Below are 14,333 nucleotides of genomic sequence, written 5' to 3' on the forward strand. Positions count from 1 at the left end.
AACATCTGATAACGGGGATGACCCGCAGGTGTTTACACCCGACTCCGGAAGGAGCTTCAAAGGGACTCGAGAAAGTGATTGCAGCAGACTCACTTCTCTCTGGACTCGAGTTTTCCTTTTACTTATCTTCCATCAACGTGTTACGTCCATTCATCTATCGTGATTATTACCTATCGCACAGCATCCGTCAAGTCTTTGTCACCCCACCGAGTCGTTCAATCAATCGTGTCCGGCGCCGGGGTTCCTCTTCTTGCGACGCTTTATGAAACGCTCGTGGGTCGCCGAACAATAATAAACTCGACTTCGCACGGGTGACCGCCGTATAAATCAAGTTTCGAGAATGTTTGAACGCCCCCGTGAAATAGACCGGCATCAAGACAATCGGAAACTCGGACCCTTGTGCCTTGTGAATCGTAATCGCATAGGCATGCGTGAATTGATCCCAGTCACTCCGGTTGTACTCGACTTCCGTCTGGTCGAAGCGGGCGATGATCTTATCCACCTTGTCGACATTCTCTTTAGCGAAGAAGATATTGACGATTTCGCCGATATCTCCGTTATAGACGTTCTCTTCCGCATTGTTGACGAGCTGAAGAATCTTGTCCCCGGTTCGGTAAATCCGGGTGCCTTGTTTGACTTCGCGTTTTTTCGGTTCCTCCGGATTGTAGACGCGTTGCAAGGCGACATTCAGTTCGTCGATTCCCACCTGACCACGGTAAGTCGGTGCCAGAACCTGAACATCGAATTTCGAATACCCTTTTGCGAGTGCTTTTTCCGCGAAGGCTGAGATGCCGCGTAACGTCTCTTGCGGAGACGCGGTGTAAAAGCGACGATCCGCAAGTGGTGCCAACAAATCAGCTGACGTCGTCCGGTTCTTCAAATCGTGCGCGAGCCGTAAAATCGAAGAATCTTCCGCTTGGCGATGGACGACGTTCAAACGAACGACGGGAATCCCTTCCGTATCCATCAAGTCTGCCAGCACTTGCCCTGGACCAACGGATGGTAATTGATCCCGGTCACCGACGAACAAGATTTTCATACCGTTCGGCACAGCACGGAGCAGACTTGATAACAAGTAGATATCAATCATTGATGACTCATCGATGATCAGTACTTTTCCCGTGATCGGCTGATCTTCATTCAGTTGGAAGTTCGTTCCGTCATACTTCAACAGACGATGAATCGTCATCGCTGGGACGTCCGTTGCTTCCGACAAACGTTTAGCGGCGCGTCCGGTCGGTGCAACAAGGACGTACGGATAAACATCTCCCGTCTTGACGCGACTCTTTTCAAGCGGCCAATCATGAATTTCTTGCAGGGCATGTAAAATTCCCTTGATGACAGTCGTCTTACCGGTACCGGGTCCACCGGTCAGGACCATCAGCGGTGCTTTGACCGCTAACTCGATCGCTTCCCGCTGTTGCGCCGCATATTCCATGCCAAACTGTTCTTCGAGGTGCCCGATTGCTTCAAGAATCGTCGCGACATCGACTTCCTGTTCGGCACCGTTCGCCATGACGCGCGCCAGTTCCTTCGCCGCTCGGACTTCCGCATAAAAGATTGTCGGTAAATACAAACAGCCTTCTTCGAGCTTGACCTTATCTTCAGCGAGCAACAGTTCAATCGCTTGTTCCAGCCGTTCTCCTGGGTCTTCACCAAGCAACCGGGGTGCCCGTTGTAATAGTGAGTCGACCGTCGCAAAGGCGTGTCCCTCTCCTGCTTCTTGTTCTAATATATGCATGATCGAAGCAGCGACACGTTCCGGATGTAATCCGACAAGTCCGAGATGTGACGCGATATGATCGGCTGTTTTAAAACCAATCCCGTTCACTTCATACATCAAGGAATACGGATTCTCTCGAATTCGCGCCATGGCGTCCCCTTCGTAAGCAGCATAAATCTTTGCCGCTAGCTTCGGTGTAACATCAAACGGCGCTAAGAATAGCATCAACTGATCGACACCGTATAACGTGGCGAGTCGACTCAAGATGATGTCGGCTTGTTTTTGTTTTAACCCAGGCACCTGATTCAGTACTCGCTCATCCTTCAAAATGAGGTCCACTGCCTCTTCTCCGAGAGCATCGACGATATTTTTCGCTGTCTTCGGACCAATGCCGGTGAACGAACCATTCGTCAAGAAGCGGATCGTTGCCTGTTTTGTCATCGGAACCGATCGCCGAATCAGCTCCGCCTTCAGTTGTTTTCCGAATCGGGGATGATCGACGAGACGACCAAATGCTTGATACGTTCCTCCGAGTTCGATTCCGACCCCTGTACCTGTGATAACGAGCTCGGTTTCTTTCAGTTCAAAGTTCTTTTCTTTGACGGCGACCAATACAATGGAGTGTGCTTCTTCTTCAGAAGAAAAGAGCACACGTTTGACGCGCCCGACGACTTGATGGGGGTGCTCCATCACTCCACCTTCTTCCTCTCTTTTTCATTCGCTGCTTTCATCATAGCATTCGTTTACCGGATTTTAAATCAGGGAAAGATACCGTGAAACATTTCGTTAAGAGGAGGAGTTCAAGGATGGCACGTTTACCGATTGCAGGATTGTGTGAATTAGTACTGGAAGTCGAGGATATGGACCGTGCGGTTGGCTTTTGGAATGGGACACTTGGTATTCCAATCGTCGAGCAATGGGCACCTGAGGATGCAGAACCGAGCAAAGAACAATCTAAGCAAGACGGGGTTTGGGCAACGTGGCTCTACATTGGCGGTAACACCCGACTCGGTCTATGGCTGAAGCGAGACTTCACGATGGAAGAACGAACGGTCAAACACTTACCAGTGTCCGAATGGGACACGTTGTATGACGAAGGTGGTGTCCATGTCCACTGTGCTTTCTACGTTGAGAAGGAAGAGTTCCAACAAGCCTTGAATCAACTGCGCGAAGCTTCGATCACCGTGAAGCTCAGAGAGTGGGATGAACAGGAGACCTCGAATCAAAAAGAGCATTCAGCTTATTTCAAGGATACGGAAAATAACGTCATCGAACTGTACACGAAAAACATGGATGAAGCCTATGAAGACTTTTCCGGTCCACCACTTCGTGTCATCCGTGAAGTTGGGAATTAAATAGCACAAAAAAGACGACTCCAGGCGGAATCGTCTTTTTTTATATCAGTCTGCTTGTTTTAATAACGCATCCATCTTCGCTTTCGCGTCCCGCGCAAGGGCGTGTTCCGGCTGGTAGGCAAGAACGGCTTCAAGTTCTGCATAACACGCTTCCTGTTGACCGAGGAAAGCAAGCGCGATTGCATAGTTGTACCGTGCATCCGTATGCGTTTCGTCAAGCATCAAGACGTGCTCGAACATTTCGACGGCTTCTTCCAACTTCTCGTTTTGCGCTAAGGCAAGCCCGTATTGGAACGCGATCTCGATATCGACACCGTTCAATTCTGACGCACGTTGTAAACGGGGCAACCCGCGTACCGGATCACCAAGTTTTTGATACGTCATCCCAAGCATGAAATGGAGATCCGCGTCGTCAAGTCCATATAATAACGCTGCCCGCAATGATTCCTCTGCTTCGACGAGTTGATCGGCAGCAAAGAACAGCGCCCCTTTTGCATAATAGGCACTCGCAAACGTATTATCGATCATCAGTGCCCGGTCATAAAAACGAAGGGCACGATCAGCATCGTTCATCGATTGGAGTAATGTTCCAAGATTGACGTACGCTGTCGGATCTTTTGGATTTTCTTCGATCGCGTCGTTAAACGCTTGTGCTGCTAATTCATAATTTCCAGCTTCTAGATGCCGGAATCCTACTTCATTATAGTTCATCTTCTTTTGCTCCTTACGCTAGATAAGCGAGGCGTTCGCCTGCTTTATAGGCTGCATCGATCGTCGCACCACCGAGGCAGATATCTCCATCATAGAACACGACCGCTTGTCCAGGTGTGATTGCCCGTTGACGCTCATCAAACGAGACATCGAGTCCATCTTCGAGGACACGAACCGTGACGGCTGTATCTTGTTGACGGTAACGGAATTTCGCCGTACAACGGAATGTCTCACCGACCGGACGTTCAGATGTCCAACTGACATCTGAAGCAAGCAATCCTTCCGAATACAACAATTCGTTGTGGAATCCTTGATCGACATAGAGTATGTTTTCCTCTAAGTTTTTCCCGACGACGAACCAAGGCTCTCCGTCGCCACCGATACCGAGTCCATGACGTTGCCCCATCGTATAGTACATCAATCCATCGTGACGTCCCATGACGTTGCCGTCAAGCGTCCGCATCTCACCGGGTTGCGCCGGTAGATATTGACCGAGGAACTGTTTGAAGTTCCGCTCGCCAATGAAGCAAATGCCTGTCGAGTCTTTTTTCTTCGCTGTTGCGAGGTTCGCTTCTTCTGCGATCCGGCGCACTTCTGATTTTTCCATATGACCGATCGGGAACATCGCCTTCGCGATTTGCTCTTGCGACAATTGATTCAAGAAATATGTTTGATCTTTGTTTGCATCAACGCCTCGAAGCAATTTATGTTCTCCGTCCTCATAGACGGCACGCGCATAGTGCCCTGTCGCGACGAAATCGGCACCAAGACGCATCGCGTGATCAAGGAATGCTTTGAACTTGATTTCCTTGTTACACATGACATCTGGATTCGGTGTCCGACCGAGTTTATATTCATCGAGGAAGTACGTGAAGACTTTATCCCAGTACTCTTTCTCGAAATTGACCGCATAGTACGGAATGCCGATTTGATTGGCTACGGCGATGACGTCTTCATAATCTTCCGTCGCCGTACAAAAGCCGTTTTCATCCGTGTCATCCCAGTTTTTCATGAAGATTCCGATGACGTTATACCCTTGCTCTTTTAATAAATGAGCCGTCACAGAAGAATCGACACCGCCCGACATTCCAACGACGACTGTCGTTTCACTCGGGGCTTTCGCTCGTGTATTCATTTATTTCACCTCTTAGTTAATTCTGAAACGATTTTACGACATCTTGCAAGGCTTGTGCGAGTAGTTCGACTTGCGCGAGCTCATTTCCGTGACCAAAACTGATCCGGACCGATGCTCGTGTCCGTTCATCTTCGCCATACATCGCCGATAAGACATGCGAAGGTTCGACGGATCCTGCCGTACATGCACTCCCGCTCGATACGGCCATCTGGCGCATATCAAGCATGATCAAGAATGGTTCGATTTCAATTTGCGGGAAGTAAAGATTGAGGACATTCGACAATCCTTCAACACCGTTGACTTCGTAAGTGACGCCACTTTCATCCAAGCGTGTTAGCAAAACGCTACGCAGTTGTTTGATGTGGTCCTGTTGTTGATCGCGCTCTGCGATCATCAATTCGAGCGCTTTCGCTAAACCGACGATTCCCGGTACGTTCTCCGTACCAGCGCGACGCTTGCGTTCCTGTTCTCCTCCGAATGTTTGAGGAGCTAACTTCACACCAGTCCGCACATACAACAATCCGATTCCTTTTGGACCATTGATTTTATGACCAGACGCGGATAAGAGATCGACCTGTAACGCTTCGACATCGATTGCTTGTTTTCCGAACACTTGCACCGCGTCCGTATGGAACAAAATACCGCGTTCTCGTAAAAATTGACCAAATGCCGCAATCGGCTGAATCGTTCCGACTTCATTGTTGCCGAACATGATCGAGACGAGTGTCGTATCTTCCCGGACGGCTTCTTGCAAGGCAGTTAATGAGACGACGCCTGTATCTGGAACATCGAGATACGTGACGTCATAGCCTTGATTTTCGAGCTCTTCGAACGCATGCAATACAGCATGGTGCTCAAACCGTGTCGTAATGAGATGACGCCCTTTTTCACGCGCCGCCTCGGCCGCACCGAAGATCGCATAATTATCCGATTCCGTTCCACCGCTCGTGAAAATCAATTCGGTTGGTTTCGCGTTCAATTCTTGTGCGATCTGTCGGCGTGCTTTGTCAATTGCTGCCCGAGCAGACCGTCCAGCCGCGTGGACACTCGATGGGTTGCCATACTGTTCGAGCAAATAAGGCGTCATCGCCTCAAGGACTTCCGGACGCATCGGCGTCGTCGCCGAATGGTCAAAGTAATTCATTCGTTTTCACCTCTCAAATATAGAACATGTATCCTGTATCTTCTTCTTCCGCTAAGTCTTGTAGCGTCGTTGAATCGAGTACTTGATCGACCGCTTGCTGGATTTTATCCCAAAGCTTGCGTTTCGTGACCTCGTCACACGCATCACCTTCGACGACGACGAGTGGTCCTTCAAGCAGGCGGATGATTTCACCCGCTGTGATGTTTTGCGCTTCACGACCGAGCTTATACCCGCCGTAAGCACCACGGACACTTTTGACGAGCCCTCCATTACGAAGGGGTGCAATCAACTGTTCGAGATAATGCTCAGATAGGTCATACATCTGCGCGATTTTTTTTAGAGACAGTGGTTTAGATTCAGCTTCTTTCGCGAGTGCGATCATGATCGTCAGACCATATCGCCCTTTCGTCGAGATTTTCATCATGCGAAGGATCATCCTTTCTAGTATAGTAGTAGCTAAAAGTGGAAGGAGCGTATGTGTATGGCACATTTATTTGAATCCCAGTCACCTGCCGGACCGCTCGCGAATCGAATGCGTCCGCAGAATCTGGATGAAATCGTCGGACAACGCCATCTGATTGGAGAAACAACGCTCCTACGGCGTGCCATCTTAGCCGATCGTCTCGGAACCGTCATTTTTTACGGTCCACCGGGTACCGGTAAGACAACGCTCGCGCGCGTTATCTCTAGTTATACGAAATCAGCATTCGAGCAATTGAATGCGGTCACGGCGAAGTTGGAACAATTACGGGAAATTCTAAAAGCAGCCGAAGCCCGTCTTCAGTTCGAGGATCAAAAAACGATTCTCTTTCTCGATGAGATCCATCGATTCAATAAGATGCAACAAGACGCCTTACTGCCGGCGCTTGAAGCCGGTACAATCACGTTGATCGGCGCGACGACGGAAAATCCGAGTTTTGAGGTCAATGCCGCTCTCTTATCGCGGGCAACGGTCTTTCGTTTTGAACCACCGACGGCAGACGATTTACGAATCGTCCTCGACCGGACCTTAAAGGACGAAGAGCGTGGTCTTGGCAAATATCCGATTACGATCACAGATGATGCAATCGATCATTACGTCAAGTTGTCAGATGGCGATTACCGAGCATTATTGAATGCACTTGAACTCGCCGTCTTAACAACACCGGAAATCGATGGTCAGATCACGATCGACCTCGCTGTCGCCGAGGAATCGATTCAGCAAAAAGCATTGAAGTACGACAAGGACGGCGATCGGCATTACGATGTCATCTCTGCCTTCATTAAATCGATTCGAGGTTCCGATCCTGACGCCGCGCTTTACTGGCTCGCCGTCATGATTGAAGCGGGCGAAAGTCCACGTTTCATCGTTCGTCGTCTCTATGTCCATGCGGCAGAAGACATCGGTCTGTCTGATCCGCAAGCCTTACTGATGGTCGATGCGTGTGCCCGTGCTTGTGAATACGTCGGTTTCCCGGAAGCACGAATTCCGCTCGCTGAAACGGTCTTATATCTTGCGACAGCACCGAAGTCGAATGCTGTCATCTCAGCGATTGATCAAGCATTGACACTCGTTCGTCGTTCGGACGGTGGACCGGTTCCGCCGCACTTGCGCGATGCTCATCATCCGGGGGCAGCGGCACTTGGGAATGGCGTCACCTATCAATATCCGCACGACTTCGAACATGCCTATGTGCCACAAAATTACTGGCCTGAGAATCTTGCCCGGACAAAACCGGTCTTTTATCGTCCTAGCCCACGCGGTTTTGAGAAACAACTGCAAGCTCGACTTGATTTTTGGAACAAACAAACAGCCACACATCAGAAAAAGCGACCATAAGGTCGCTTTTTTTAACGAACGCGTTCGATCGTCACGCCGGCTTCACGGACGATCTCGTTGATGACGTAGCTCGCTGCGATCAATCCACCAACTGATGGAACGAACGCATTTGAACTTGGCGGCATCTTTGCCTTACGAATTGCAGCCGCATCATTTCCGACGACTTGACGGACTTCTTCGATGATCTTAACAGGCGGTTCATCGGAGAAGACGACAGGAACACCCTTATGAATACCGGCTTTCCGGAGTTTCGTCCGAATGACCTTCGCCAATGGATCATAACTTGTATCTTTGATGTCAACGATCTTGATGCGTGTCGGATCCATCTTGTTCGCCATCCCCATGCTTGAGATGATCGGAATGTTGCGTTTCTTACATTCCTGAATCAAGTGAATTTTGAACGAGACCGTGTCCGATGCATCGATGACATAATCCGGTTGCTGTTCGAAGAACGACTCGAATGTCTCTTCATTGTAGAACATCTTCAAGCGAACGATTTCAAGATCCGGATTGATTAACGCAAGACGCTCTGCCATCGCATCGACCTTCGGTTGACCAACTGTCGGAAGCAAAGCATGGATTTGTCGGTTGACGTTTGTGATGTCGATATCATCCTTATCGACGAGAATCAAACGACCTACGCCACTGCGGGCAAGTGCTTCTGCTGAGAACGATCCAACACCACCGATGCCCAGAATAGCGACAGACTTGGATGCCAATGCGTCAAGTCCAGTTTTACCGATTGCTAGTTCATTACGCGAAAATTGATGTAACATCTCATAACCTCACAATACTCATACTGTTTTACTCGGAATTATATCATAAAAAAAAACGTCATGCGACGTGTCAAACAATAAAATAATAAGACGATGGGACCCGAAGTGCCGTGTCGATACCTTATTTTTGAACCTGCTGTGCAGGTGGGTGTCTTATCCGATTCCTATTCGTACGTCCTCCTGCTGTGTTACGAGGCATGTACTACTAGTTGGAACGTCAAACTCCCTATCAAAAAAGAGTGGCTCAAAGATAAAAGGCGGCTCTCGTACAATTCAGGAACCCCATCTGATGCATTTAATATAGCATCCTCCCTTCTGAAATGCAACTACTTCCCACTCCAGAAAAAGATGCTTTTTTCAGGTCCAGCGTTTCGTGAAGTGTTGATTCGAATCATATCTTTGTTGTTGGAATGCGGGATCGAATCGTGGTGTGCGTGTCGCATTCCCGACACCCGCGATGAACGCCCAGTTTCCATAGTTCGAAGCGACATCATAGTCGACCAACTGCTGTTCGAAATACCGCGCTCCGATACGCCAGTCCTGCTTTAATTCATGAATCAGATAACTGGCAACGATTTGCCTTCCGCGATTCGACATCCACCCTGTCTCGCGAATCTCGTTCATGAAGGCATCGACGAATGGCACACCGGTTTTTCCTTCTATCCAGCTTTTTACAGCTAGCTGGTCCGTCTTCCAAGTGTATTGACCTTCTTGTAATCCACTCGACCGGAACAGACGGCTTCCGGTCTCACGCATCGTCAAATGGAAGAAGTCACGCCATAACAATTCAAAATACAACCAGTACGTCGATTCATTCGCTCCCTTTTTTCGCTCGGCTTCCTGTAATTCAGCCATGACGCGGCGTGGTGAGAGTGAACCGTTCGCTAGCCAAGCAGATAACTTCGATGAATCATTTCGTAAGAACCCATTCCGTGTTTCTTTATAGGTGAATACAGGCTTGGCGAGATATTCCTGAAGGCGTGCCCTTCCCGCTGATTCTCCTCCCCGAAATGGGAATGCGGTCTCTGGGTCCGCTTCAACTGATTCCTCTTTTATCAGCTGAATATCAGTTGGTGGATCGAGTGGATCATAGAAGGTCCCTTTCGCCTCGACCCGTTTTCGAAATGCCGTAAAGACGCGCTTTAATTCATCACTTCCGATATCTTCCCGACGATGTAACGTCTGTGTTTCAAAAGAGCGGACGGTATATCTGTCTTCGATATACTGCTCACTTGTCGCTTCTTCTGTTCCGGTCATCTTATGGAAATAGACGGTATCATCCGCTTGCAGATAAGAATCGAGTACCTCACATGTCTTCCCTTCTACTATATCTAGCGTGATCCCGATTTGAGACAGGTGACCCGCTAAGTTCTCAAGTGTCTCTTGTTCGAACCGTTCTTGATGTGTACCTCTTTTAAAATCGCGTTTCTTTTGATCTTTGACGTATACGGCACGAATGACGCCCTGTTCTTCACATGCACTCCGAAGTGCCTCATGATCATCAACACGTAAATCATGACGATACCAAACAACTGCTCCCATATTGATCGTCTCCCCTCTCTTTATACTATGACCTGACTATAGTATTTGGAAAACCACTTAATGTGCCGATGAGGTTTTAAGACGTTGTTTTCGTGGAATATGATTAGTACAACAAACCAGAGGAGTGAATGAATCAATGGCAGCAAAACGCGGTAAACTCAGAACTTTAATGACGCTTGTAACGACGGTTGGACCAATCGTCTATAAATTCTATAAAAAACAGCAGTCTAAAAAATCAATTAACAATCCTAAATAAAAAATGGACGTCTCCTTACCGGAGCGTCCATTTTTTTAACGTTTACTGACACCCTCACTCGCCTCTACATAGAACCGCCATGGATAGGCTGTCGCTTCTCCTGCATTCGGGATACCGATGCGAGTCGTCTGGACGATTGCATCGACCGGGTCAGCAACGAGTCGAAAACGGGCTTGATAAAGATCTTGACCTGAATCAGCTGTCGTTAGACCGAACCCTTGGCACAGTTTCGCTGGTCCATTGACGAGATTGCGTTGTTGCACCGCTGTCAACTCTGCGTAGGAACAACCAAAACGACGTTCAGCGACCCGATCATGACCCCTGATGATTTCGGCACCTCGTAACAACAGTCCGTATCCTTCCCCTTCGTGACCACAAACGATGTTCATGCAATGATGCATACCATATGTGAAATAAACATAGAGATGTCCCGGTGGACCGAACATTGGTGCCGTCCGTTTCGTAGGTTTCCCGGAAAACGAATGAGCGGCTTGATCGTGAGGACCAAGATAGGCTTCGACTTCGACGATTCGCATCGTCACCTCATCGACGGTGATGTGTGTTCCTAAGAAATCTGGACCGACTTCAATCGGTGAGCGCTCAAAAAACTGTCGTTCCATCCGTTCGTCCTCCTTCATGAAACAAGCGAACCTCCCTCTACCGGAAGATTCGCTTGTCGTGTCTTAAGATTGTTTAACTGCTGTTCGAATCGAGAGATCATTTAATTGCGCATCCGAGACTGGGCTTGGTGCTGCCGTCAACAGATCACTTGCTGATGCTGTTTTCGGGAAGGCAATCGTATCACGCAAGTTCGAACGTCCTGCAAGTAACATGACGAGACGGTCTAGACCGAGTGCGATCCCCGCATGTGGTGGTGTTCCGTATTCGAATGCTTCCATCAAGAAGCCGAATTGCTCGTTTGCTTCTTCTTCTGTGAAGCCAAGCAATTTGAACATCCGCTCTTGGATATCCCGTTCGTAGATCCGTTGTGATCCACCGCCGAGCTCGTATCCGTTCAAGACGAGGTCATACGCGACTGCGAGGACTTTTCCAGGATCCGTCTCGAGCAATTCGAGATCTTCACGACGTGGCATCGTGAACGGGTGGTGGTTCGCGTAGAAACGACCATCTTCTTCTTCGTACGTGACGAGTGGGAAGTCTGTCACCCAAAGGAAATTGAAGACTGACTCATCGATCAAGTCGAGTTCCTTCGCTAACTTCTGACGGAGCGCACCTAAGCTGTCTGCTACGATCGATGCTTTTGCTGCGACGAACAACAATAAGTCGCCTGCTTCCGCATCTGTCGCCGCTGTCAGGCGAGCGGTTGCTTCTTCGTCAAAGAACTTCGCGATCGGACCGTTCAATCCTTCCGCTGTCACTTTGACCCAAGCGAGACCTTTTGCGCCGTAGATCGCTGTGAATTCTTGTAACTTATCGATGTCTTTACGCGAGAAGCGCTCAGCTGCACCTTTGACGTTCAAGGCTTTGACTTCGCCACCTGCTTCAAGTGCCATATCGAATACTTTGAATCCTGCCCCTTTGACGGCTTCTGCGACATCAATCAATTCGAGACCGAAGCGTGTATCCGGTTTATCCGAACCATACCGGCTCATCGCTTCTGCGTACGGCATCCGTGGGAATGGTGTCACGATATCTTTGCCAAGCGTTTCTTTCATGACACGCGTCATCATTGACTCCATCATCGCATACAAGTCTTCGATGTCCATGAAGCTCGTCTCGATGTCGACTTGCGTGAATTCAGGTTGACGGTCTGCCCGTAAGTCTTCATCACGGAAACAACGCGCAATTTGGAAGTACCGCTCAAAACCAGATACCATCAGCAATTGTTTGAACAATTGTGGCGATTGTGGCAAGGCGTAGAACTCACCTGGGTGAACACGACTTGGTACGAGATAGTCACGTGCGCCTTCTGGTGTTGATTTCGTTAGGATTGGTGTCTCGACTTCTAGGAAGTCTTGCTCATCAAGGAAGTTCCGCATGATGTTCGATGCTTTCGAACGGAGACGGAATGTCTCTTGGAGCGACGGACGACGCAAGTCAAGATAACGATATTTGAGACGTAAATCTTCTGACGTCTGCTCTGCTTCTTCACTGATTGGGAATGGTGTCATCTTCGCTGCGTTCAAGATGACGACTTCATCCGCGACAACTTCGACTTGTCCAGTCGGGATGTTCGGGTTCGGATTCTCACGTGCGATGACGTGCCCTTTAATATCGAGGACATACTCCGAACGAATGGATTCCGCAAGACGGTGTGCCTGCTCGTTTTCCGGTTGGAAGACGATTTGGACGATGCCGCTACGGTCGCGGAGATCTAGGAAGATCAATCCTCCTAAGTCACGTCGTTTTTGAACCCATCCTTTAAGTTGAACGTGTTGTCCGATGACTTCTTCCGTCACCTGACCGTTCATATGCGTGCGTCCGATCATTGTGCTTCCTCCTTTAATTTCGCGACGATCGTATCAGCGACTGCTGATAACGGAACGTCCGTCTGTTCCCCTGTAGCCATGTTCTTCAGCGCCGCTGCGCCACGCTCGACTTCTTCATCCCCGAGGATGACCGTGTAGCGTGCCTTCAAGCGATCGGCTGCCTTGAATTGTCCTTTGAACTTCCGACCGAGATAATCGCGATCCGCGACAAGTCCTTCAAGACGCATCAATTGTAAGAGACGCGTTGCTGTCTTTTCGACTTCGTCACTGCCTTGCGCGACGATGAAGACGTCGATTTGATCGTCGACTGCCGGTAAGACGTTCTCATTCTCAAGCGCCATCAATAAACGTTCAATACCGATTCCGAATCCAATTCCCGGTGTTGCCGGTCCACCGATTTGTTCAACGAGACCGTTGTATCGCCCACCGCCACATAATGTCGTGATCGCTCCGAAGCCTTCTGCTTCTGACATGATCTCGAACGCCGTGTGATTGTAATAATCGATTCCGCGGACAAGCGTTGGATCAACGACGTACTCGATGCCAAGTGCATCTAAGTGAAGCAATACTTCGTCGAAGTAGGCTTTTGATGCCGGGTTCAAGTAATCGAGAATTGATGGTGCTGTTGCCATGCTCGGGTGATCGCGGTCGACTTTACAGTCGAGGACCCGAAGTGGATTCGTTTCGAGACGATTCTGACAGTCCTGACACAACTCGTGAACGACCGGTTTGAAGTGAGCGACGAGTGCTGCCCGGTGTGCCGCACGACTTTCGTTATCCCCGAGTGTATTGATGACGAGCTTGAGGTGCTTCAAGCCGAATGACCGGTAGATGCTCATCGCGAGACTGATGACTTCCGCATCGATTGCTGGTTGTTCACTTCCGAGTGCTTCGACTCCGTATTGGTGGAGCTGACGGAAACGACCTGCTTGCGGACGTTCATAACGGAACATCGGTCCAATGTAGAACAATTTCGTCGGTTGGTTCGGTGAACCGAACAGTTTGTTCGTCACGAATGAACGAACGACAGCAGCCGTTCCTTCTGGGCGTAACGTCAACTGGTCTTTTCCGCGTTTCTCAAGCATGAACATTTCTTTTTGAACGATATCCGTCGTCTCACCGACGCCACGTTTGAAGAGTTCTGTCTCCTCAAAAATCGGCGTCCGGATTTCCTTATAGTTGTAACGCTTACTGATGTCACGTAATTGTTGTTCGATGTACTGCCAACGTTCGACTGTTCCTGGAAGGACATCAAACGTACCGCGTGGTAATTTCATCTCAAATTCCTCCTTTTTTGAATACAAAAAAGTCCTCGTCCGCAAAGGGACGAGAACTTGAAGATCCCGTGGTACCACCCTGGTTGTCAAATCACATTTGACCACTCGGTGCAGTTAACGCCTGCGTACGACCTTCCCTACTATC

At 49.2% G+C, this 14,333-nt stretch carries 12 protein-coding genes, 1 other RNA gene and 2 other annotated features (2 of these 15 only partly in view); of the genes, 2 read left to right on the plus strand and 11 right to left on the minus strand.

The window, feature by feature from the left end; translation table 11 throughout:
* Positions 1-145: a binding site (T-box leader), on the minus strand (it extends 66 nt beyond the left edge of the window).
* A 42-nt stretch (positions 146-187) separates the two neighbouring features.
* Complete coding sequence (gene recD2 / locus KNQ15_RS01665) at positions 188-2,413, minus strand: SF1B family DNA helicase RecD2 (protein ID WP_214727411.1); 2,226 nt, start codon at positions 2,411-2,413, stop codon at positions 188-190.
* Positions 2,414-2,529: 116 nt separating this feature from the next.
* On the opposite strand from recD2, the gene KNQ15_RS01670 reads away from it, so the two are divergent.
* Complete coding sequence (locus tag KNQ15_RS01670) at positions 2,530-3,078, plus strand: VOC family protein (RefSeq protein ID WP_029342232.1); 549 nt, start codon at positions 2,530-2,532, stop codon at positions 3,076-3,078.
* Between the two features lie 45 nt (positions 3,079-3,123).
* Here the strand turns inward: KNQ15_RS01670 and KNQ15_RS01675 are convergent, their stop codons facing one another.
* Genes KNQ15_RS01675 through cymR form a run of 4 tightly spaced genes read right to left on the minus strand, consistent with a single transcriptional unit; the run spans position 3,124 to position 6,489 of the window.
* Entirely contained in the window at positions 3,124-3,789 is a 666-nt protein-coding gene (locus KNQ15_RS01675) for a tetratricopeptide repeat protein (protein WP_023468915.1), read from the minus strand.
* A gap of 13 nt (positions 3,790-3,802) precedes the next feature.
* On the minus strand, positions 3,803-4,924 hold the full coding sequence (gene mnmA, locus KNQ15_RS01680; RefSeq protein WP_064299568.1) for a tRNA 2-thiouridine(34) synthase MnmA: 1,122 nt from the start codon (positions 4,922-4,924) through the stop codon (positions 3,803-3,805).
* A 16-nt stretch (positions 4,925-4,940) separates the two neighbouring features.
* Positions 4,941-6,068, minus strand: coding sequence for a cysteine desulfurase family protein (locus KNQ15_RS01685; RefSeq protein ID WP_214727413.1), 1,128 nt, complete (start codon positions 6,066-6,068; stop codon positions 4,941-4,943).
* A 13-nt stretch (positions 6,069-6,081) separates the two neighbouring features.
* A complete protein-coding gene (gene cymR, locus KNQ15_RS01690; RefSeq protein ID WP_029342236.1) occupies positions 6,082-6,489 on the minus strand; it encodes a cysteine metabolism transcriptional regulator CymR in 408 nt (135 codons plus the stop codon).
* A gap of 60 nt (positions 6,490-6,549) precedes the next feature.
* On the opposite strand from cymR, the gene KNQ15_RS01695 reads away from it, so the two are divergent.
* Positions 6,550-7,887 carry a replication-associated recombination protein A gene (locus KNQ15_RS01695; protein WP_047393656.1) on the plus strand — a complete coding sequence of 446 codons (1,338 nt, stop codon included), beginning with the start codon at positions 6,550-6,552 and terminating at the stop codon, positions 7,885-7,887.
* 11 nt (positions 7,888-7,898) lie between these two features.
* On the opposite strand, the gene KNQ15_RS01700 is transcribed toward KNQ15_RS01695, so the two are convergent.
* The 6 genes from KNQ15_RS01700 to hisS all read right to left on the minus strand — a co-directional run bounded on the left by KNQ15_RS01700 (position 7,899) and on the right by hisS (position 14,188).
* Positions 7,899-8,663: a tRNA threonylcarbamoyladenosine dehydratase gene (locus KNQ15_RS01700; protein ID WP_023468920.1), complete on the minus strand. Its 765-nt coding sequence runs from the start codon at positions 8,661-8,663 to the stop codon at positions 7,899-7,901.
* A 93-nt stretch (positions 8,664-8,756) separates the two neighbouring features.
* A non-coding RNA gene (ssrS, locus tag KNQ15_RS01705) (6S RNA) lies at positions 8,757-8,946 on the minus strand.
* A 74-nt stretch (positions 8,947-9,020) separates the two neighbouring features.
* Entirely contained in the window at positions 9,021-10,205 is a 1,185-nt protein-coding gene (locus tag KNQ15_RS01710; RefSeq protein ID WP_214727415.1) for a DASH family cryptochrome, read from the minus strand.
* Positions 10,206-10,496: 291 nt separating this feature from the next.
* Entirely contained in the window at positions 10,497-11,081 is a 585-nt protein-coding gene (locus KNQ15_RS01715; RefSeq protein WP_214727417.1) for a DNA-3-methyladenine glycosylase, read from the minus strand.
* A gap of 63 nt (positions 11,082-11,144) precedes the next feature.
* Positions 11,145-12,911 (minus strand): aspartate--tRNA ligase, encoded by a 1,767-nt coding sequence (gene aspS / locus KNQ15_RS01720; protein WP_029342239.1) that lies wholly within the window; start codon positions 12,909-12,911, stop codon positions 11,145-11,147.
* The gene (gene hisS / locus KNQ15_RS01725) at positions 12,908-14,188 is read right to left on the minus strand and encodes a histidine--tRNA ligase (protein ID WP_214727419.1); all 1,281 of its coding nucleotides are present in this window, start codon (positions 14,186-14,188) and stop codon (positions 12,908-12,910) included. The genes aspS and hisS overlap by 4 nt, the downstream gene beginning before the upstream one ends.
* A gap of 42 nt (positions 14,189-14,230) precedes the next feature.
* Positions 14,231-14,333: a binding site (T-box leader), on the minus strand; it runs 119 nt beyond the window's last position.

The organism is Exiguobacterium sp. s168, assembly GCF_018619035.1.
Taxonomy (GTDB): domain Bacteria; phylum Bacillota; class Bacilli; order Exiguobacteriales; family Exiguobacteriaceae; genus Exiguobacterium_A; species Exiguobacterium_A acetylicum.

Coding starts and splice junctions, on each gene's coding strand:
- KNQ15_RS01670 (WP_029342232.1), top strand. CDS start 2,530: ATGGCACGTTTACCGATTGCAGGATTGTGTGAATTAGTACTGGAAGTC.
- aspS (WP_029342239.1), bottom strand. CDS start 12,911: ATGATCGGACGCACGCATATGAACGGTCAGGTGACGGAAGAAGTCATC.
- KNQ15_RS01695 (WP_047393656.1), top strand. CDS start 6,550: ATGGCACATTTATTTGAATCCCAGTCACCTGCCGGACCGCTCGCGAAT.
- KNQ15_RS01710 (WP_214727415.1), bottom strand. CDS start 10,205: ATGGGAGCAGTTGTTTGGTATCGTCATGATTTACGTGTTGATGATCAT.
- KNQ15_RS01685 (WP_214727413.1), bottom strand. CDS start 6,068: ATGAATTACTTTGACCATTCGGCGACGACGCCGATGCGTCCGGAAGTC.
- recD2 (WP_214727411.1), bottom strand. CDS start 2,413: ATGGAGCACCCCCATCAAGTCGTCGGGCGCGTCAAACGTGTGCTCTTT.
- mnmA (WP_064299568.1), bottom strand. CDS start 4,924: ATGAATACACGAGCGAAAGCCCCGAGTGAAACGACAGTCGTCGTTGGA.
- hisS (WP_214727419.1), bottom strand. CDS start 14,188: ATGAAATTACCACGCGGTACGTTTGATGTCCTTCCAGGAACAGTCGAA.
- cymR (WP_029342236.1), bottom strand. CDS start 6,489: ATGAAAATCTCGACGAAAGGGCGATATGGTCTGACGATCATGATCGCA.
- KNQ15_RS01715 (WP_214727417.1), bottom strand. CDS start 11,081: ATGGAACGACAGTTTTTTGAGCGCTCACCGATTGAAGTCGGTCCAGAT.
- KNQ15_RS01675 (WP_023468915.1), bottom strand. CDS start 3,789: ATGAACTATAATGAAGTAGGATTCCGGCATCTAGAAGCTGGAAATTAT.
- KNQ15_RS01700 (WP_023468920.1), bottom strand. CDS start 8,663: ATGTTACATCAATTTTCGCGTAATGAACTAGCAATCGGTAAAACTGGA.